We start from the raw sequence: 20073 nt of genomic DNA on the forward strand, positions 1-20073 counted from the left end.
ATTTCCATGAAATTTCATCTTTTTTATTGACAGCTAAAACGTTGACTCCTAAAGTATTTTTCAGGCGATGTTTTCGTGGCAAGACGATGCTGCACGGCAGCACGGATTAAGGATCCCGACGGGGTCCGCGAAAGGGATCCAAGATGGCGGAAAGGTCTTTCAAGAAAGAAGTCCAGCAACTGCGCATCGGCGCGGGCGAGGAATTTCGCGGCGAAGGGATTCTTGCCGTCACGAAGGCGCTGCTGCAATCCGGCGTGGGCTATGTCGCCGGCTATCAGGGTTCGCCGATCTCGCATCTGATGGACGTGCTGGCCGACGCCAACGACATCCTGCAGGAACTGGGCGTGCACTTCGAGGCGAGCGCCTCGGAAGCCACCGCCGCGGCCACGCTGGCGGCGTCCGTCATGTACCCCATTCGTGGCGCCGTGACGTGGAAGTCGACGGTGGGCACCAACGTCGCCTCCGACGCGCTGGCCAATCTGGCCTCGGGCGGCGTCACCGGCGGCGCGCTCGTCATCGTGGGCGAAGACTACGGCGAAGGCTCGTCGATCATGCAGGAACGCTCGCACGCGTTCGCCATGAAGTCGCAGATCTGGCTGCTGGACCCGCGTCCCAATCTGGAAAGCATGGTCAAGGCGGTGGAAGACGGCTTTGCGCTGTCGGAAGCCAGCAAGACGCCCGTGATGCTGCAACTGCGCATTCGGGGCTGTCATGTGCACGGGCGCTTCATCGCCAAGGAAAACAAGCGCCCGGCGTTCAGCCTGGCCGAGGCGCTGGAAAGCCCGGCGCGCGATACCAGCCGCATCGTGCTGCCGCCGGCCTCGTTCCTGCACGAGCAGGAAAAGATCAAGGAGCGCTGGCCGGCCGCCATCCGCTACATCAAGGAGAACCAGCTCAACGAGCACTTTGACGGCGAACAGGCCGACATCGGCCTGATCCTGCAAGGCGGTCTCTACAACGGCGTCATCCGCGCGCTGCAGCTCTTGGGACTGGCCGACAACTTCGGCAACAGCCGCATCCCGCTGTACGTGATGAACGTGACCTACCCCGTCATCGAGGACGAGGTCATCGATTTTTGCCGCGGCAAACGCGCCGTGCTGCTGCTGGAAGAAGGCCAGCCCGACTACATCGAGCAGAACCTGCACGCGGTGCTGCGCCGCGCCGGTGTGAGCACGCAGTTGTCCGGCAAGGACGTGCTGCCGATGGCGGGCGAATACACGACCCAGGTCATGCGCGATGGCCTGCGCGAATTCCTCAAGCGCAACCGGCCGGAATCGCTGCAAACGCATCCGGCGGTGGCGGTGGATGCGCAGACAGAAGTGCAGCCCGAGCCCCAGCTCACCATCACCGAAGTCTCGCGGCCCAAGCCCGCCCGTCCCGCCGAGCAGCCCATCACCTTCCACAAGCACGTCGAAGGCCTGGCCGCCGTGGTGCCGCCCCGGCCGGCGGGCTTCTGTACGGGCTGTCCGGAGCGGCCCATCTTTTCCGCGCTGACGCTGGCGCAGGAATCGCTGGGCCAGCATCACATCTCGTGCGACATCGGCTGCCACCTCTTTTCCATCCTGCCGCCCTTCAACCTGGGCGCGACGACGATGGGCTACGGCCTGGGCGCGTCCAGCGCGGCGGCCTTCAACGTGCCGGCCGCCAAGCGGCCCATCTCCATCATGGGTGACGGCGGCTTCTGGCATAACGGGCTGGCGTCGGGCATCGGCAACGCGGTGTTCAACAAGTACGACGGCGTCATCGTCATCGTCGACAACTTCTACGCGTCGGCCACCGGCGGACAGGACATCCTGTCCTCGCGCGCCGACAACCCGGATCGCTCGACCAACAATCCCATCGACCAGGCCGTGCGCGGCGTGGGCGTGAAGTGGGTGCGCACGCTGGACCGGACCTACGACGTGGCCAAGGTGCGCGCCACCATCGAAGAGGCGCTGACCACCGACATCAAGGGCCCGAAGGTCATCATCGCGCAGTCCGAATGCATGCTGAACAAGCAGCGGCGCGTAAAGCCGCTGTTCAACAAAGCGGTCAAGGAAGGCAAGCGTGTGGTCAAGGAACGCTTTGGCGTGGACCCCGACGTCTGTACCGGCGACCACGCCTGTATCCGGCTGTCCGGCTGTCCGTCGCTGACGGTCAAGGACAGCGGCGACCCGCTCAAGGAAGATCCGGTCGCGCACGTGGAAAGCAGCTGCGTGGGCTGCGGCAACTGCGGCGAGGTCGCGCACGCGGCCGTGCTGTGCCCATCCTTCTACCGCGCCGACATCATCCACAACCCGACCGGCGCCGACCGCTTCCTGGCGCGCATGCGCGGCGCGGTGATCGGCTTCCTGCAACGGCGCCGCGCGGCGCGCCTGGCGCAGAACGCCCTTTGAGGAACCCAGCAACATGAACGCGGCGGTGATGCAGCAAGGCAACCCCATCAAGATCGCGATCCTGGCCATGGGCGGCCAGGGCGGCGGCGTGCTGGCCGACTGGATCGTCGACATGGCCGAGCACGCGGGCTGGTGGGCGCAGACCACCTCGGTGCCCGGCGTGGCGCAGCGCACCGGCGCGACGATCTACTACCTGGAACTGCTGCCCGAGGCCGATGTGCAGCGCGCGGGCCGCCCGCCCGCGCTGGCGCTGATGCCCACGCCGGGCGACGTGGACCTGGTGGTCGCGGCCGAATTGATGGAAGGCGGCCGAGCCATCCAGCGCGGCCTCGTGACGCCCGAACGAACCGTTCTGATCGCCTCGTCGCACCGCAGCTTTGCGGTCAGCGAAAAGTCCGCGCCCGGCAACGGCATCGCCGATCCCAACAAGGTGCTGGAAGCCGGCCGCGCGGCGGCCCGGCGCTTCCTGTGCTTCGACCTGCAGGACCTGGCCGACCGCGCCGGCAGCGTCATCAGCGCCAGCCTGTTTGGCGCAGTGGCCGGCAGCGGCGCCCTGCCCTTTACCCGCGACGACTTCGAGGCCACCGTGCGCCGCGCGGGCCTGGGCGTGGACGCCAGCCTGCGCGCCTTCGCGCTGGGTTTCGAGTCGGCCGACAAGGCGCCGGATCAGCCCGCGGCCATCGACCTCACGCGCCCCGTGCCGGCCGTGCCCGAGCGCGCCGCCAGCCCGCGTGCGCAGCAATTGCTGGATGCCATCCGCCGCGATTTCCCCGCCTGTGCGCAGCCCATGCTGACCGCGGGCGTGCGCCGCCAGATCGAGTTCCAGGACCTGGCCTACGCCGAAGACTACCTGCGCCGCATGAAGGCCATCCGCGACCTGGATGCGCAGCACGGCGGTGACGCCCGCCAATGGGCGCTGACCTGTTCCGCGGCGCGTTACGTGGCCACCGCCATGGCCTACGACGACGTGATCCGCGTGGCGGACCTGAAGACCCGCGGCACGCGCTTTGACCGCGTGCGCACGGAAGTCGGCGCGCGGGCCGGCCAGCTCGTCGACACGACCGAATTCATGCATCCGCGGCTGGAAGAAATTTGCGGCACGTTGCCGGTGCGGCTGGGCCGCTGGCTGGAGAGCTCCAAGGCCTTCGGCGGCTTCGTCGAACGCCGGCTCGGCAAGGGCCGCCGCCTGCGCAGCGGCACGCTGGGCGGATTCCTGATGCTGTACACGCTGGCCGGCATGCGGCGGTTCCGCCGCAGCACGCTGCGCCACCAGATCGAGACCGAATCCCTGGAATCGTGGCTGGCGCTGGTGGCTCGGCTGGCCCCGCGCGACTACGCGCTGGCGGTCGAGACCGTCAACTGCCGCCGCCTGGTCAAGGGCTACAGCGACACCCACACGCGTGGCGGCGGCAAGTACCGGCAGCTCATTGCGGCCGCGGACCAGCTGGCTGGCCGTCCCGATGCCGCCGACGCGCTGCGCGCGCTGCGCGACACGGCGCTCGCCAACGTGAAGTGCGAGCTCATGGAACGCCAGATCGCGGAAAAACTGGCCGCCTGAGGCCGACACCAGAAAGAGACAGACATCGTGCAGACACTCAAACTGATCGTCCGGGAAGTCCGGCAGGAATCACCGCTGATCCGCTCCTTCCGGCTGGCGCGCGAAGACGGCGGCACGCTGCCCGCCTTTGGCCCCGGTGCGCACCTGAAGGTGACGGTGCCGGGCCTGCGCGATCCGCGCTGCTATTCGCTGGTGCAGCTGGCGCCGGAAGCGGGCCGCTTTGCCGAGCCGGCGGAATATCGCCTGGGCGTGCGGCTGGAAGACCCCAGCCAGGGCGGATCGCGTCACATGCACGCGCTGGCCGAGGGCGACGTGCTGACCGTGGAAGGCCCCAAGAACGACTTTCCGCTGCACGAATCCCCCGCGGGCGACGAGCCGGTCGTGCTGATTGCGGGCGGCATCGGCATCACGCCCATTGCGTCCATGGCCGCCGCGCTCAAGTCCGCCGGCCGCGCCTTCCATCTGCACTACTGCGGCCGCAGCAAGGACCAGTTGGCCTTCCTGCCCGAGCTGCAGGCGCTGGCGGGCGGCGACCTCACGCTGCACGCAGACGACGATCCGTCCTGCCGATTCGATCTGCAGGCGCTGTTGGCAGCGTCGAACCCGCGCCAGCACCTGTACGTCTGTGGCCCGAAGGGCCTGATCGACGCCGTCATTCAGGGTGTGCACGCGCGCCACTGGCCCGACGCCCACATCCATTTCGAACTCTTCACCACGGCCGCCGCTCAGGCCGGCGACCAGGCCTTCGAGGTCGAGCTGCGCCAGTCCGGCCGCGTGCTGACGATTCCCGCCGACAAGACCATCGTCGAGGTCATGGAAGACGAAGGCTGCGATCCGATGTACGACTGCAAGCGCGGCGAATGCGGCGTCTGCCAGGCCACCGTGCTGGAAGGCGAGCCCGACCACCGCGACTACTACCTGTCCGCCACCGAGAAGGCCAGCGGCAAGATCATTCAGATCTGCATCTCGCGCGCCAAGTCCGCGCGCCTGGTGCTGGATCTGTAAGCCCGACGAGGAAGCCATCATGGCCAAATACCGCGACAATCCCGACGCCATCCGCGCGTTGCTCCGCGACACCGAGGTGCACAAGGACCTTTTCATCGACCAGGAACTGTTCGACCTGGAAATGGAGCGCCTGTACGCCAATACCTGGGTCTTCGTCGGCCACGACAGCCAGGTGCCCAACCCCGGCGACTACGTCACCACGACCGTGGGCAACCAGCCCGTCGTGATGGTCCGCCACAGCGACAAGACGGTGCGCGTGCTGCACAACCGCTGTCCGCACAAGGGCACCATGGTGGCGGGCGAGGCCTGCGGCAACACGGGCAAATTCTTCCGCTGCCCCTATCACGCCTGGACCTTCAAGACCGACGGCAGCCTGCTGTCGATCCCGCTGAAAAAGGGCTACGAGAACACTGGCCTGGAAAACTGCGAAGCCAGCCAGGGCATGGCCGCCGTCAAAGACGTGCGCAACCATCGCGGGTTCGTGTTCTGCCGGTTGAATCCCGAGGGCCAGTCGTTCGAGGAATTCTTCGGCGACTCGCTATCGACGCTGGACAACATGGTGGACCGCTCGCCCGAGGGCCGCCTGGAAGTCGCGGGCGGCGTGCTGCGCTACATGCATCGCTGCAACTGGAAGATGCTGGTCGACAACCAGACCGACACCTGCCATCCGATGGTCGCGCACGAATCGTCTGCAGGCACGGCCGTCAAGGTCTGGGAACAGGCGCCGGAAGGCACGCCCAAGCCCATGGCCGTGGAGTTGTTCGCGCCGTTCATCTCGCCTTACGAGTTCTTCGAGAACATGGGCATCCGCGTCTGGGAAAACGGCCACGGGCATACGGGCGTGTCGGACTCGATTCACGCCTCGTATTCCGGCATTCCAGGCTATTGGGAGTCGATGGTGGAGGCCTACGGCGAGGATCGCGCCAAGCAGATCCTGGGAGACGTGCGCCACAACACCGTCTACTTCCCCAACATCATGGTCAAGGGTCCGATCCAGACGCTGCGGATCTTCAAACCGATTGCCGCCGACCGCACGCTGGTGGAGTCCTGGACCTTCCGGCTGGTGGGCGCGCCGGACCTGCTGCTGGAACGCACGCTCATGTACAACCGGCTCATCAATGCGCCGACGTCCGTGGTCGGCCACGACGACCTCGAAATGTACGAACGCGCGCAGGACGGGCTGCATTCGCGTGCGCGAGACTGGGTGAACGTAGGACGGCTCTACGCGCCCGGCGAGCAGGACCAGAAGAACGTCGTCACCAATGGCACCAATGAATGGCAGATGCGCAACCAGTACCGCGCATGGGGCCGCTACATGACCGGACCGGAGTCGGTATGAGCGCAAGCGACCGCGAGTTGATCGATTTTGTCTACGCCGAGGCGCGCCTGCTGGACGAGCTGCGCTTCGAAGACTGGCTGAACCTGTACACCGAGGACGGCTACTACTGGATGCCGCTGGCGCACGGCCAGACCGACGCGAAGCTGCATGCCTCGCTGATGTACGAAGACAAGCTGCTGCTGCGCGTGCGCGTGGAACGGCTGGCAGGCCAGCGCACGTTTTCGCAGCAGCCCAAGAGCCGCTGCCATCACCTGCTGCAGGCGCCCACGGTCGAACATGACCACCCGGAGGCCGCGCCCGCCGAGGGACGTCACGTCGTGCGCACCGCCTTCCATTACGTCGAAACGCGGCAGGATGCGCAGACGCTGTTTGCGGGCTGGGCCACGCATCACCTGGTGGAGCAGGGCGGCGCGCTGCGCATCCGCCTGAAACGCGTGGACCTCGTCAACTGCGACGCGGCCTTCGGCAATATCCAACTGTTCATGTAGGAGCGGACCGTGACCGCCACCGTCCACCAGGCCTTTGCCGACACCGCGTCCCGCCACGGCGGCCAGCCGTTCCTGTGCATCCTGCCGGAAACCGCCGAGGCCTATGGCATCGCGGCCGGCGAGCTGACCTATGCCGCGGCGGCCGACGCCATCGAGACCTTGCGCGCCGCGTATGCCAGGGCCGGCTTTGGCCATGGCCACCGCGCGGGTCTGCTGCTGGAGAACCGGCCCGCCTTCTTCCTGCACTGGTTCGCGCTGAATGCGCTGGGCGTGTCGGTCGTGCCGATCAACCCGGACCTGCGCGCCGCCGAACTGGAATACCTGGCCGGCCACTCCGAGATCGCGCTGGCGGTCGCCCTGCCCGGCCGCCACGCGGACCTGCTGGCCGCCGCGCAACGCGCGGGCCGCGAGCTGCGCGTGATGGGACCGGACGATGCGCCGCCCGCCGCGCCCTTCCCGGCGCCGCTGCAAGGCACGGCGCTGTCCGCACTGACCGAGTGCGCGCTGCTCTACACGTCCGGCACGACCGGCCGGCCGAAGGGCTGCATCCTGCCGAACCGCTATTTCCTGCACGCGGGCGGCTGGTACGCACGCATCGGCGGGCTTGCCGCGTTGCGTCCCGGACAGGAACGCATGCTGACGCCGCTGCCCCTGGTGCACATGAACGCCATGGCGTATTCGGCGATGGCGATGGTGCTGACGGGCGGCTGCCTGATTCCGCTGGACCGCTTCCATCCCCGCTCGTGGTGGGACAGCGTGCGCGAGTCGCGCGCCACCGTGCTGCACTATCTGGGCGTCATGCCCGCCATCCTGATGAAGGCCGAGCCTTCCGCTAGCGACCTGCAGCCCGCCATCCGCTTCGGCTTCGGCGCGGGCGTGGACCGCAAGCTGCATGCGCCGTTCGAGGCGCGCTTCGGCTTTCCGCTGCTGGAAGCCTGGGCCATGACCGAGACCGGCGCGGGCGCCGTCATCATCGCCAACCAGGAACCGCGCCACGTCGGCACCAGCAGCTTCGGCAGCGAGGAATCCGACGTTGAGGTGCGCATCGTGACCGACGCGGGCGAACCGGCCGCCATTGGCGAACCGGGCGAGCTGCTGGTACGCCATGCCGGCGAAGACCCGCGCTATGGCTTCTTTGCCGGCTACCTGAAGGACGAGGCCGCCACCAACGAAGCCTGGGAAGGCGGCTGGTTCCACACCGGCGACATCGTGCGCCGCGAGGCCGACGGCGCGCTGCGCTTCGTGGACCGCAAGAAGAACGTGATCCGCCGCAGCGGCGAGAACATCTCGGCCGTGGAAGTGGAGAGCGTGCTGATGCAGCACCCGCTGGTCAAGGCCGTGGCGGTGGCCGCCGTGCCGGACCCGGTGCGCGGCGACGAGGTGCTGGCGTGCGTGGTGCCCGAGGCCCCGCCCGCCGACGCGGATGCGATGGCCGAGGCCGCGCGCAGCATCGTGCAATGGTCGCTGTCGCAGCTGGCGTATTACAAGGCGCCCGGCTATGTGGCATTCGTGGACAGCCTGCCGCTGACCACCACCAACAAGATCCAACGCGGCGAGATGAAGGCGCTGGCGCCCGGCCTGCCGGGCACGGCGCGTTGCGTGGACACGTGCCATCTGAAGAAGCGTCCGGCCGAAGGGGCCCACCGATGAGCCGCCTGGGCTACGACGGCGTCGTGGCGGCCCTGCCCGTCACGATTCCGTACGAACGCTATTCCACGCACGCCGCGCACTGGTGGCTGGGCCGTGCGCTGGGCGCGCTGATCCGGCAATCGGGCCTGGCCAAGACCGATGTCGACGGCCTGTGCGTGTCCAGCTTCACGCTGGCGCCCGACACCGCGGTCGGCCTGGTCCAGCACCTGGGCATGACGCCGCGCTGGCTGGATCACATCCCCATGGGAGGCGCCAGCGGCGTGGCCGCGCTGCGCCGTGCCGCACGGGCCGTGCAGGCGGGCGACGCCAACGTCGTGGCCTGCCTGGCCGGCGACACGAATCACGTCGACTCGTTCCGCAACACGGTCAGCCAGTTCTCGCGCTTTGCGCAGGACGCCGTCTATCCGTACGGGGCGGGCGGCCCGAACGCCAGCTTTGCGCTGCTGACCACCAACTACATGCGCGAGACGGGCGCCACCCGCGAGGACTTCGGCAAGCTCTGCGTGGCCCAGCGCGACAACGCCCTGCGCTATCCGCACGCGCTGATGAAAAAGCCGCTGACGCTGGCGCAGTATCTGGACGCGCGCGTCATCACCGAACCGATTCACCTATTCGATTGCGTCATGCCGTGCGCCGGGGCCGACGCGTTCCTGGTCATGAGCGAAGACCGCGCCCGCGCGCTGAAGCTGCCTTATGCGCGCATCCTGTCCACCATCGAGCGCCACAACGCGTGGATCGACGACCCGATCCAGACGCGGGGCGGGTGGACCATGGATGTCGATGAGCTGTACGGGCAGGCCAACGCCGCGCCGGCCGACATGGATTTCCTGCAGGCCTACGACGACTATCCCGTCATCAACCTGATGCAGATGGAAGACCTGGGCTTTTGCAACAAAGGCGCCGCGCCGCAATTCGTGCGCGACAACAGCTTTACCGTGGACGGCAGCTTTCCGTTCAACACCAATGGCGGCCAACTGTCGGTCGGCCAGGCGGGCGCCGCCGGCGGCTATCTCGGCATGGTCGAGGCCTTGCGCCAGTTGACCGGCACGGCCGGCGGCACGCAGGTCAGCGACGCGAAGCTGGGTCTGGTGAGCGGCTTCGGCATGATCAATTACGACCGCGGGCTGTGCACGGCCGCGGCGATTCTGGCAAGGAGCGACGCATGACCGAGCCGCTGGCCAAGCCGCCTCGCAAGAATCCGGTTGCGCGCACGCGCCAGCCCACGCTGCCGCCGGGCTCGCGCAGCCGCAGCGCGCTGGGGCTGACCGCCGCCGCCGCCGAAGGGCGTTTCGATCTGCAGACCTGCGCCGAGTGCGGCACGGTGCAGTACCCGCCGCGCGAAGTCTGCGGCCATTGCCTGTCCGAACACCTGCCGTGGCGGCCCGTTGACCCGAACGGCGTGCTGCTGGTCAGCACCACGCTGCATCACAGCAACGACCTGTATTTCCGCGAACGCCTGCCCTGGCGCGTGGGCACGGTGCGGATGGACGCGGGTCCGTCCGTCGTGGCGCACGTTCACCAGGACTGCGCCGACGGCGGCCGCGTGCGCCTCGCTTTGAAACTGGACCGCAGCGGCCAGGCCGTGATGATCGCCCTGCCCGAAAGGAATACGCCGAACATGGAAGACGACAAGACACTGCGCGAGACCTCGTGCGATCCGAAGTTCCGACGCGTGCTGGTGACCGATGGCAAGTCTGCCGTCGGCCAGGCGGTGGCGCGGGCGCTGCTGGATGCGGGCAGCCCGATGATCTTTTTGGGCGATCCGCAGGCCTGGAAGCGCGACGCCGCGTTCGATGGGCTGACGGCCGATCCGCGCGTGCAGGCCGTGACACTGGACGTGACCGACACCGATTCGGTCGAGCGCGTGGCGGCTTCCATCGGCGGGAAGGTCGAGATCCTGGTGAACACGGCGGATCTGGAACGCGAGGGCGGACTGCTGAACCGCAAAGACGTGAACACCGCGCGCGACGCGATGGACGTCAACGTGCTGGGTTTGATGCGGCTGGCGCAGAGCTTCGGGCCTGCACTGTGCGGCCGCGCTGCCGATGGCGTGAACAGCGCGGCGGCGTGGGTCAATGTGTTGTCGATCTACGCGCAGATGAATCTGCCGGCGCGAGGCATGTGGTCGGCGTCCAAGGCTGCGGCGCTGTCGCTGGCGCAATGTCTGCGGGCCGAAATGCGCGGCGCGGGCGTGCGGGTGGTCAACGTGTTCCCCGGTCCTGTCGATCACGAATGGGAACAGCGCACACCGCCCCCACGCGTGGCGCCAGCCGCCATCGCCGCCGCGATCGTGCGGGCGCTGAAGGATGGCATTGAAGACGTGTATGTGGGCGACGTCGCGCAGGAGTTCCGCGCGCGGCTGGCCGAGAACCCGAAGGGGTTGGAACGGGAGCTGGGCGCGGGCGGGTGACCGCTGGATCACCCGGTGTCTGACACCGTGCAGACGAACCCGGTGTCTGACACCCTGGGGAGACAGTCGGCAACTTGGCACGACGTCTCAGAGGGTGTCAGACACCTACGCAGCAGCAAGGATGCAAGGGTGTCTGACACCCCGCAGAAGAACCCGGTGTCTGACACCCTGGGGAGACAGTCGGCAACTTGGCACGGCGTCTCAAAGGGTGTCAGACACCTACGCAGCAGCAGAATCACCGGGTGTCTGACACCCCGCAGGAACCAACAGGAGAGCACCGTGAGTCAACCCATTCTTGCCCAATTCATGACCGAGCTGGTGTCCGGCCGCATCCGCCTGGTGGACCTGACCGAAACGCTGACGCCGGAATTCCCGACCATCGTGCTGCCGCCCGAATTCGGCCAAGCCTGGCCGTTCCGCATCGAGGAAATCTCCCGCTACGACGAGCGCGGCCCGGCCTGGTACTGGAACAACTTCTCGTGTTCTGAGCACACCGGCACGCACTTTGACGCGCCGGCGCACTGGGTCACGGGCAAGGACCAGCCCGACAACACGGTGGACACGATTCCCATCGACGCCTTCATCGCCAGCGCCTGCGTGATCGACTGTTCCGCGGAAGCGTCCGGCAACCCGGATTTCCTCCTGACCATCGACTTCGTCAAGAAATGGGAAGAACAGCACGGCCGCATTCCCGCGCGGTCGTGGGTGCTGATGCGCACCGACTGGTCCAAGCGCGCCAAGCCCGCCGACTACCTGAACATGCAGGCCGACGGCGCGCATTCGCCCGGCCCGGATGCCGAGGTCGTGCCCTGGCTCATCAAGGAGCGCGACGTGCATGGGTTCGGCACCGAATCGGTAGGCACGGACGCCGGGCAAGCCCAGCATCTGGACCCGCCCTACCCCTGCCACTACTACATGCACGGCAACAACCGCTACGGCTTGCAGTGCCTGACCAACCTGGACCAGTTGCCGGCCACCGGCGCGGTGATCTTCTCGGCGCCGCTCAAGATCCGCAGCGGCTCGGGCAGTCCGCTGCGCGTGCTGGCGCTGGCGCCCACGGCCTGATCCGCTCCATACCAATAAATCAAGGGGGAACCATGACGCAAACCCATGTGGCCATCGTGACCGGCGGCAGCGCCGGCATCGGGGCGGAAATCTGCCGCAGCATGCTGGACGCGGGCTACGAGGTGATCTCGATGGCGCGCCGCGCCGCGGACTTCTCGCATCCGCGCCTGCACAACGTGCAGGTCGACCTGCTGGACGCCACCGCGACCGCGCAAGCCGGCGCCGAGGCCGCGGCCCAGTTTCCGGTCAGCCACGTTATCCACAACGCCGGCGTGATCTGGCCCAACCTGCTGCCGCAGGTCACGCAAGAAGAGCTGCATGGCCTGACGCAGATCCACCTGGGCGCCGCCATCAGCCTGGTGCAGGCCGCCCTGCCGGGCATGCAGGAACGCAAATTCGGCCGCATCGTGATGATGTCGTCGCGCGGCGCGCTGGGCCTGCCCACGCGCACCGCCTATTCGGCCACCAAGGCCGGCATGGTGGGCATGGCCCGCACCTGGTCGCTGGAGCTTGCGCCGTACGGCATCACGGTCAACGTGGTGGCGCCCGGCCCCATTCAGACCGACATGTTCTACGAGGTGATCGAGGCCGGCAGCGAACGCGAACGCCAGCTTGCCGAGGGCATTCCGGTCAAGCGCCTGGGCCGTTCGGACGACGTGGCGCGCGCCGTGATGTTCTTCGCCGACCCCGCCAACAGCTTCGTCACCGGCCAGACGCTGTTCGTCTGCGGCGGCGCCAGCGTCAGCTCCATCACCATCTGACCGCCCCGCGCTTCGGGTTTTGACGGATAGGTAAGCACCGGGACCCGGGTCTACAGTGCTGATCCTTGAACGTAAAAAAGTTTAAGCAACAAGTATTCCCGCAGTTCCCGTTTTCTCCGCATTCCAGCCGCACTCCCACTCTGCTCCCTACCCCGGAGGTTTTGCCATGCTGTCGAAGAAACTCCCCCTGGCCGCTGCCGCCGCCGTCGCCGCCCTGTTCGCCCTGCCCGCCCTGGCCCAAGTCAAGGTCGGCGTGGTCACCTCGTCCACCGGCCCCACCGCGCTGGTCGGGATTCCGCAGAAGAACACGGTGCCGCTGCTGCCCAAGAAGATCGGCGACCTGACCGTGGAATACATCTCGCTGGACGACGCCAGCGATTCGACCAACTCGGTCACGGCCTTCAAGAAGCTGATCTCGGAGCAGAACGTGGACGCGCTGATCGGGCCGTCGGGCTCGCCCAACGCCATGGGCGTGATCCAGTTCGCCGCCGAGGCCGGCGTGCCGATGCTGGCGCCGGTGGGTACCGCCGCGGTGGTGCTGCCGATGAACGACCAGAAGAAGTGGGTGTTCAAGACCACGCAGAACGACGACATCATCGCGCGCGCGCTGGTGGACCACATGGCCAAGTCCGGCATCAAGACCGTCGGGTTCATCGGCCTGAACGACCCTTATGGCGAGAACTGGTACAAGGTGTTCTCGGGCCTGGCCACGGAAAAGGGCATCAAGATCGCCGCCAACGAACGCTACCAGCGCTTTGACAGCTCGGTCACGGGCCAGGCGCTGAAGATCCTGGCCGCCAAGCCGGATGCCGTGCTGGTCGCCGCCCCCGGCGCCGCCAGCGTGCTGCCGCAGTCGACGCTGTTCGATCAGGGCTACAAGGGCAAGTTCTACCAGACCCACGGCGCCGCGCTGCCCGACTTCCTGAAGCTGGGCGGCAAGAAGGTCGAAGGCACGGTGCTGGCCGCCAGCCTGATGCTGGTGCTGCCGGAGATGCCGGACAGCAACCCGTCCAAGAAGGTCGCGACCGAGTACATCGCCGCCTACGAAAAGCTCAACGGCTCCAAGCCCGCCACCTTCGGCGCCAACGTCTATGACGCCGGCCTGCTGCTGGAAAAGGCCGTGCCGATCGCCGAGAAGGCCGGCAAGCCGGGCACCAAGGAGTTCCGCAGCGCCCTGCGCGATGCGCTGGAACAGACCAAGGAGCTGGTGGGCACGCAAGGCGTCTACAACATGAGCGCCGCCGACCACAGCGGCTTTGACGAACGCGGCCGCGAGCTCATCACCGTCAAAGACGGCAACTGGACCCTGGTCAAGTAAAAGGGGTTTGGCCCCCCCCGAAGCGCTGCGCGCTTCCCCCCAGGGGGCATGCCTGCGGACCGGCGGAGCCCGGATCCGCGGCATCCCGATGGGACGCGCAGAGCCTGCTTCCTGGCGACGCCCGCAGCGCATGCGAGCGTGCGGTGCTTGTCTGTTTTTCCCGGAATTTTGTATGAATGCTCAGATTGCCTTGATACTCGGGCAGGACGGCATCACCAATGGCGCCATCTACGCGCTCCTGGCGTTGTCCATCCTGCTGGTCTTCACCGTCACCCGCGTCCTGTTCATCCCGCAGGGCGAGTTCGTCGCTTTCGGCGCGCTCACCATGGCCGCCATGCAGGCCGGCAAGCCCATCCTGCTGGTCTGGCTGCTGCTCGCGTTTGCGCTGGCCGAGGTCATCGCCGATCTGATGGCGCGCCGCAAGCGTCCCGCGCGCGGCCGCACCCACTGGCGCATGGCGGCCAAGGTGATCTATCCGCTGGCGCTGGCGCTGCTGCTGTACCGCCTGCCGCTCGCGCAACTGCCGATGGCGGTGCAGGCGCTGCTGACGCTGCTGTTGCTGGTGCCGATGGGGCCGCAGCTTTATCGCCTGTTCTATCAGCCGATCGCATCGGCCTCGACGCTGGTGCTGCTGATCGTCTCGATCGCGGTCCACCTGGCGCTGGTCGGCCTGGGCCTGCTGGCGTTCGGCGCGGAAGGCGCGCGCACCGCGCCCTTCAGCGACGCCAGCATGACGCTCGGTCCGATCAACGTGAACAGCCAGGCGCTGTGGGTGGTGGCGGTGTCGGTGGTGCTGATCGTCGTGCTGTACCAGTTCTTTGAACGCTCGATGTACGGCAAGGCGCTGCGCGCCGCGGCGTTCAACCGCATCGGCGCACGCCTGATGGGCATCTCGCCCGTGTTCGCAGGCAAGGCCACGTTCTTTCTGGCCGCGCTGATCGGCACCGTGTCGGGCATCCTCATCGCGCCCATCACCACCATGTATTTCGATTCGGGCTTCATGGTCAGCCTGAAAGGCTTTGTGGGCGCCATCATCGGCGGGCTGGTGAGCTATCCGCTGGCGGCGGCCGGCGCCGTGCTGGTCGGCCTGATCGAAGCCTTCTCGTCGTTCTGGGCCAGCGCCTACAAGGAAATCATCGTGTTCACGCTGATCATCCCCGTGCTGCTCTGGCGTTCACTCAACAGCCATCACGTCGAGGAAGAAGACGAATGACCCCGCGCCACATCCTCCTCGCCTTTTTGGCCCTGCTGGCGCTCGGCCCCCTGGTGCTGCCGCCGTTCTACGTCACGCTGCTGAACTACATCGGCCTGTATGCGCTGGTGGCGCTGGGCCTGGTGCTGCTGACCGGCGTCGGCGGCCTGACCAGCTTCGGGCAGGCCGCCTTCGTGGGCGTGGGCGCCTACACCACGGCGCTGCTCACCACCCGCGCGGACACGCTGCCGTCGTGGCTCGGCTGGCTGGGCGCATCGCCCTGGCTTACGCTGCTTGCCGGCCTGGCGCTGACGCTGGCGCTGGCCTACCTGCTGGGCGCGATCACGCTGAAGCTGTCCGGCCACTTCCTGCCGCTGGGCACCATTGCGTGGGGCCTGTCGCTGTACTTCGTCTTCGGCTCGGTCGAAGGGCTGGGCGGCCACACCGGCATCCCGGACATTCCCGCCATCAGCCTGTTCGGCTGGACGCTCAACCAGGGCGGCAACATCTACTACCTGATCTGGGCCTTCCTGCTCGTCGCCGTCTGGTCCACGCAAAACCTGCTGGACTCGCGCGAGGGCCGCGCCATCCGCGCGCTCAAGGGCGGCCGCGTGATGGCCGAATCCATGGGCGTGGACACGGCGCGCTCGCGCATGGTGATCTTCGTCATCGCGGCGCTGCAGGCATGCGCGTCGGGCTGGCTGTACGCGCACATACAGCGCTTCGTGAACCCCAATCCGTTCGGTCTGCAGATGGGCATTGAATACCTGTTCATGACCGTCATCGGCGGCGCGGGACAGGTGTGGGGCGCGCTGGTCGGCGCGGGCGTCTTCACGGTGCTCAAGCAATGGCTACAGGACCTGCTGCCAAAGGTGCTGGGCCAGACCGGCAACTTCGAAGTGATCGTCTTCGGCTTCGGCATGGTGCTGCTGCTGCATCGCGCCCGCAGCGGCCTATGGCCGGTGCTGACGCGCTGGGTGCCGGTCAAGCGCAAGCCGCGTCACGTCGACATGACGGCCGAACCGCTGCCCCGCCGCACCATGCCGCCGCGCGGCGAGGTGGTGCTGAAAGCCGTGGACGTGACGCGCAAGTTCGGCGGCCTGGTGGCCAACAACGCCATGAATCTGGAGATCCGCGCGGGCGAAGTGCTGGCGCTGATCGGCCCGAATGGCGCAGGCAAGAGCACGATGTTCAACCAGATATCGGGCGTGGACACGCCGACCTCGGGACAGGTCACGCTGCTGGGCCAGCCGGTTGCCGGCGTGGGCGCGCGCAAGATCGCGCGCCTGGGCCTGTCGCGCACGTTCCAGCACGTGCGGCTGCTGGGCCGCATGAGCGTGCTGGAAAACGTGGCGATCGGCGCGCACCTGCGCGGGCATCGCGGCGTGCTGCCGGCCGCCTGGCGGCTGGACCGGCCCGAAGAGGCGCGCCTGCTGGCCGAAGCGGCGCGCCAGGTCGAGCGCGTGGGGCTGGGCAAGCATCTGCATGACGAGGCAGGCTCGCTGGCGCTGGGCCAGCAACGCATCCTGGAGATCGCGCGCGCCCTGGCGTCCGACCCATGCATCCTGCTGCTGGACGAGCCGGCGGCCGGTCTGCGCTATCAGGAGAAATGCGAGCTGGCCGAGCTGCTCAAGCGCCTTCGCGCCGAGGGCATGGCCATCCTGCTGGTCGAACACGACATGGATTTCGTGATGGGGCTGGTGGATCGCGTGGTGGTGATGGACTTCGGCGAAAAGATCGCCGAGGGCCTGCCGGCAGAGATCCAGCAGAATCCCGCGGTGCTGGAAGCGTATCTGGGCGGAGTGGAAGAATGAGCGCGAAACTGCTGCAAGTGCGCGACCTGCGCGTGGCGTACGACAAGGTCGAGGCGGTCTCCGGCGTCAGCCTGGAAGTGGGCGAGGGCCAGATCGTGACCGTCATCGGTCCCAACGGCGCGGGCAAGACCACGCTGCTGTCGGCCATCATGGGCGTACTGCCGTCGCAGGGCGGCATCACCTTCGGCGGCAAGGAACAGGCACACGCCGAAATCGAGGAAATGGTCGCCGCGGGCATGAACCTGGTGCCCGAAAAACGCGAGCTCTTTTCGGAAATGACGGTCGAGGACAACCTCATGCTGGGCGGCTTCGACCGCTACCGCCGCGGGCTGCGCGATCAGAATCAGACGCTGGCCGAGGTCTATGAACTGTTCCCACGGCTGCAGGAACGGCGCGCGCAATTGGCCGGCACGCTGTCCGGCGGCGAGCGCCAGATGCTGGCCGTGGGCCGCGCGCTGATGGCCAAGCCCCGCCTCTTGATGCTGGATGAACCCAGCCTGGGGCTGGCGCCGCGCATCGTGCGCGAAGTGTTCCGCATCGTCGCGCGGCTGCGCGAGATGGGCGTGTCCATCCTGTTGATCGAACAGAACGCGCGCGCCGCGCTGCAGGTGGCCGATTACGCCTACGTGCTGGAAACCGGGACGGTCACGCTGGAAGGTCCGGCGGCCGAGGTGGCGCAGGATCCGCGTGTGGTGGAGGTGTATCTGGGACTGGGGCACGGCGCGCCTGCCTGACGCAGGCCGCCGGGACGGCCGGCTGGGTCAGGCCACGCCGCGCCGCCGGTCGCGGCGGTACAGCGCATAACCCAGCGGATACATCACGGCCACGAGAAACGTCGCAACCGGGTGGGTCAGCCGGTAGGCCTGCACGGCCGTCGGCACACCCGAATGCTTCAGGTGCAGGCGAAAACGCGTGTAGCGCGCCGCCGCCATCATGAATTCGCGCGGACGGTAGCGGAAGAACTCCAGGTGATGCTGCAGCATGTCCCAGGCCAGCAGGTACAGGCCCTGGGCATTATTGCTGACGGACACCGCGCCCTGGCTCAGGCCCCCCGGCGTGTCGTGATAGGTGCGCACGACACGGTTGATGAAGCGGCTGAGATACCCGGCACGCGCGACCGCCCACCACACCAGGCTTTCGGGCACGAAGCCCGCCACGTCCTCGGGAAACGGATATTTGCGCAGGATGTCCGTGCGCATACAGCCGAATTTCTCGCCCTTGATGCGATAGCGGAAATACACGTCGACGGCGGTGCTGTCGAAAACGTCCTGCGGATAACGGTCGCCCACGATGGCGCCGTCGGGCCGCGCGCACAGGCCGGTGATGGCGAAATACGAGTCGCGGCGCGCGGGCGGAATCGCGTTCCAGGCCTCATGGAAAATGGCCAGCGCGTCCGGCGGCATCTCGTCGTCGCTGTCCAGGCCCACGATCATCTGGCCGCGCGCCTCGCGCACGCCGCGATTGAAGGCGGTCTTCTTGTGCTGGTTGTTCTGCCAGACATAGCGGATCGGAAAATCCGCCAGCGATTGCCAATGCAGGATGGCCTCGTGCGTGTTGTCGGTGGAGCCATCGTCCACCACCACCCATTCAAAATCCCGGAAAGTCTGCCGGCAGAGCGATTCGTAGACGCGGTGCAGGGTTCCTGCCCGGTTGTAGGTCGGCGTCAGAACGGTGAAAAACATCGGTGTATCGGTCATGCCTGCTGTGCCCCTTGCGATCTTCCAGAAACCGCTGCGGTCTTGGTTCTTATGATTTCGCCTGAAGTGTAGGGGATATGCCCTGGGGAACCGATTCCACGGCTTTGGAATTTGCAATCAAATCTGACAAACCGTGCGGCTTTTTTTGCTGCCGTGCGCGGCGCCGGACGTTGGCCGCAGGGCATCGTGGCGTAAACTCGGGCGGCCCAATTCGGAACGCCTATGGAAGCCTCGACCGTCCAGCTCAATGACATCGCCTTGTTCGTGGAGGTTGCCAAGCGCAAGAGCTTCAGCCAGGCGGCGCGCGCGCTGGACATGCCGACGTCGACCCTGTCGCGCCGGATCAACGAGCTGGAACGGGCGATCGGGCTGCGGCTCATCAACCGCAACACGCGCCGGCTGGATCTGACCGACGCGGGCGCGGCCTACATGCGCCGTTGCCAGGGTCTCATCGACGAAGCCCGGCTAGCGCACGAGCAACTGCTGTCGCTGTCGGGCGGTCCGTCGGGCAATCTGCGCGTCTCCATGCCGTACAGCCTGGCCATCTGGCTGCTGCCCGAAACCATCAGCGATTTCACCGACCGCTATCCCGAGGTGGAATGCGAGTTCGACCTGAGCATGATGACCGCCTCCGACGCGCAGGGCACGCCGTTCGACATCGTGCTGCGCTTTGGGCGCGAAGCCGACTATCCGGGCGTCTCCGCCGACAACGGTAACGGCAACGGCACGCCGCATCGCGCCCTCGAGGGCGCCGTGGTGCATGAGCTGGTTTCGCTGGAAACGCACCTGTACGCGTCCGACCGCTACATAGAACGTCATGGCGCCCCGCAGACGCCCGGCGACCTCGCCCAGCACCAGTGCCTGCGCACGACCATCGACGAGGAACATTCGTACTGGACGCTGAACAACGGCGCGATCTCGCAGCGCGTTGCCGTGCACGGACATCTGGCCGCCAACAACATGAGCATCGCGGGCACGCTGGCCGGCCTGGACCTGGCCATCACGCGCATGCCGCATTGCCTGGCGCTGGAACCGATCATCCAGCGCAACTCGCTGCGGCGCGTGCTGCCGGGCTGGTCGGTCGACCCGATCTCGATCTACGTGGTGTTTCCGTCCAGCATCCAACCCGCCAAGACCCGCGCGTTCATGGATTTCATCCGGCCCAAGCTCGGGGCCCCGTCAGCCTGATTCGCCGAGCGCGCAGACGAAAAAAAACCGCAGAGCTCGCGCCTTGCGGTTTTTTTATCGCACACGTTATTTAGACGCGCTTGATCTTTTCCAGCATCTTGAAAACACCCTTGGGCGACTTGACGAACAAGCGCTTGAAAGCCTTGCCCAGGCAACGACGTTCCAGGGTGTTACGACGCACGCGTTTGCGTTCAGCCATGTTGATTCTCCTGT

Annotated in this window: 17 protein-coding genes; 15 read left to right on the forward strand and 2 right to left on the reverse strand. The window is 66.9% G+C overall.

Features of this window, described 5'->3' with window-relative positions; genetic code table 11:
* Positions 1-143 precede the first annotated feature (143 nt).
* From RT697_RS22890 to RT697_RS22955, 14 genes are all read left to right on the forward strand, one after another.
* Positions 144-2375, forward strand: a complete 2232-nt coding sequence (locus RT697_RS22890) for an indolepyruvate ferredoxin oxidoreductase subunit alpha (RefSeq protein WP_313701980.1) — start codon at positions 144-146, stop codon at positions 2373-2375.
* A 13-nt stretch (positions 2376-2388) separates the two neighbouring features.
* Positions 2389-3933, forward strand: coding sequence for an indolepyruvate oxidoreductase subunit beta family protein (locus RT697_RS22895; RefSeq protein WP_313701982.1), 1545 nt, complete (start codon positions 2389-2391; stop codon positions 3931-3933).
* 27 nt (positions 3934-3960) lie between these two features.
* Positions 3961-4938: a PDR/VanB family oxidoreductase gene (locus RT697_RS22900; RefSeq protein WP_313701983.1), complete on the forward strand. Its 978-nt coding sequence runs from the start codon at positions 3961-3963 to the stop codon at positions 4936-4938.
* A gap of 19 nt (positions 4939-4957) precedes the next feature.
* On the forward strand, positions 4958-6277 hold the full coding sequence (locus tag RT697_RS22905) for an aromatic ring-hydroxylating dioxygenase subunit alpha (protein WP_313701984.1): 1320 nt from the start codon (positions 4958-4960) through the stop codon (positions 6275-6277).
* Positions 6274-6765 (forward strand): aromatic-ring-hydroxylating dioxygenase subunit beta, encoded by a 492-nt coding sequence (locus RT697_RS22910; protein WP_313701985.1) that lies wholly within the window; start codon positions 6274-6276, stop codon positions 6763-6765. The genes RT697_RS22905 and RT697_RS22910 overlap by 4 nt, the downstream gene beginning before the upstream one ends.
* Positions 6766-6774: 9 nt before the next feature.
* The gene (locus tag RT697_RS22915; protein WP_313701986.1) at positions 6775-8415 is read left to right on the forward strand and encodes an AMP-binding protein; all 1641 of its coding nucleotides are present in this window, start codon (positions 6775-6777) and stop codon (positions 8413-8415) included.
* Positions 8412-9581 carry a thiolase family protein gene (locus RT697_RS22920; protein WP_313701988.1) on the forward strand — a complete coding sequence of 390 codons (1170 nt, stop codon included), beginning with the start codon at positions 8412-8414 and terminating at the stop codon, positions 9579-9581. Before RT697_RS22915 ends, RT697_RS22920 begins: the two co-directional genes overlap by 4 nt.
* Positions 9578-10825, forward strand: coding sequence for an SDR family NAD(P)-dependent oxidoreductase (locus RT697_RS22925; RefSeq protein WP_313701989.1), 1248 nt, complete (start codon positions 9578-9580; stop codon positions 10823-10825). The genes RT697_RS22920 and RT697_RS22925 overlap by 4 nt, the downstream gene beginning before the upstream one ends.
* A 279-nt stretch (positions 10826-11104) precedes the next feature.
* Positions 11105-11890 (forward strand): cyclase family protein, encoded by a 786-nt coding sequence (locus tag RT697_RS22930; protein ID WP_313701990.1) that lies wholly within the window; start codon positions 11105-11107, stop codon positions 11888-11890.
* A 32-nt stretch (positions 11891-11922) separates the two neighbouring features.
* Positions 11923-12651, forward strand: a complete 729-nt coding sequence (locus RT697_RS22935) for an SDR family NAD(P)-dependent oxidoreductase (protein ID WP_105237515.1) — start codon at positions 11923-11925, stop codon at positions 12649-12651.
* A gap of 166 nt (positions 12652-12817) precedes the next feature.
* Positions 12818-13969 (forward strand): ABC transporter substrate-binding protein, encoded by a 1152-nt coding sequence (locus RT697_RS22940; RefSeq protein ID WP_105237514.1) that lies wholly within the window; start codon positions 12818-12820, stop codon positions 13967-13969.
* Between the two features lie 172 nt (positions 13970-14141).
* A complete protein-coding gene (locus RT697_RS22945) occupies positions 14142-15182 on the forward strand; it encodes a branched-chain amino acid ABC transporter permease (protein ID WP_175138825.1) in 1041 nt (346 codons plus the stop codon).
* Positions 15179-16975 (forward strand): branched-chain amino acid ABC transporter ATP-binding protein/permease, encoded by a 1797-nt coding sequence (locus RT697_RS22950; protein ID WP_313701991.1) that lies wholly within the window; start codon positions 15179-15181, stop codon positions 16973-16975. Before RT697_RS22945 ends, RT697_RS22950 begins: the two co-directional genes overlap by 4 nt.
* On the forward strand, positions 16972-17709 hold the full coding sequence (locus tag RT697_RS22955) for an ABC transporter ATP-binding protein (RefSeq protein WP_313701992.1): 738 nt from the start codon (positions 16972-16974) through the stop codon (positions 17707-17709). Before RT697_RS22950 ends, RT697_RS22955 begins: the two co-directional genes overlap by 4 nt.
* 27 nt (positions 17710-17736) lie before the next feature.
* Here the strand turns inward: RT697_RS22955 and RT697_RS22960 are convergent, their stop codons facing one another.
* Positions 17737-18672 carry a glycosyltransferase family A protein gene (locus tag RT697_RS22960; RefSeq protein WP_313701993.1) on the reverse strand — a complete coding sequence of 312 codons (936 nt, stop codon included), beginning with the start codon at positions 18670-18672 and terminating at the stop codon, positions 17737-17739.
* 222 nt (positions 18673-18894) lie between these two features.
* On the opposite strand from RT697_RS22960, the gene RT697_RS22965 reads away from it, so the two are divergent.
* Complete coding sequence (locus RT697_RS22965) at positions 18895-19860, forward strand: LysR family transcriptional regulator (protein WP_313701994.1); 966 nt, start codon at positions 18895-18897, stop codon at positions 19858-19860.
* A gap of 70 nt (positions 19861-19930) precedes the next feature.
* Here RT697_RS22965 and RT697_RS22970 read toward each other — a convergent pair whose 3' ends face one another.
* Positions 19931-20059 (reverse strand): hypothetical protein, encoded by a 129-nt coding sequence (locus RT697_RS22970; protein ID WP_006226408.1) that lies wholly within the window; start codon positions 20057-20059, stop codon positions 19931-19933.
* Between the last annotated feature and the right edge of the window lie 14 nt (positions 20060-20073).

Source organism: Achromobacter sp., from assembly GCF_032113835.1.
Classification (GTDB): domain Bacteria; phylum Pseudomonadota; class Gammaproteobacteria; order Burkholderiales; family Burkholderiaceae_B; genus Achromobacter.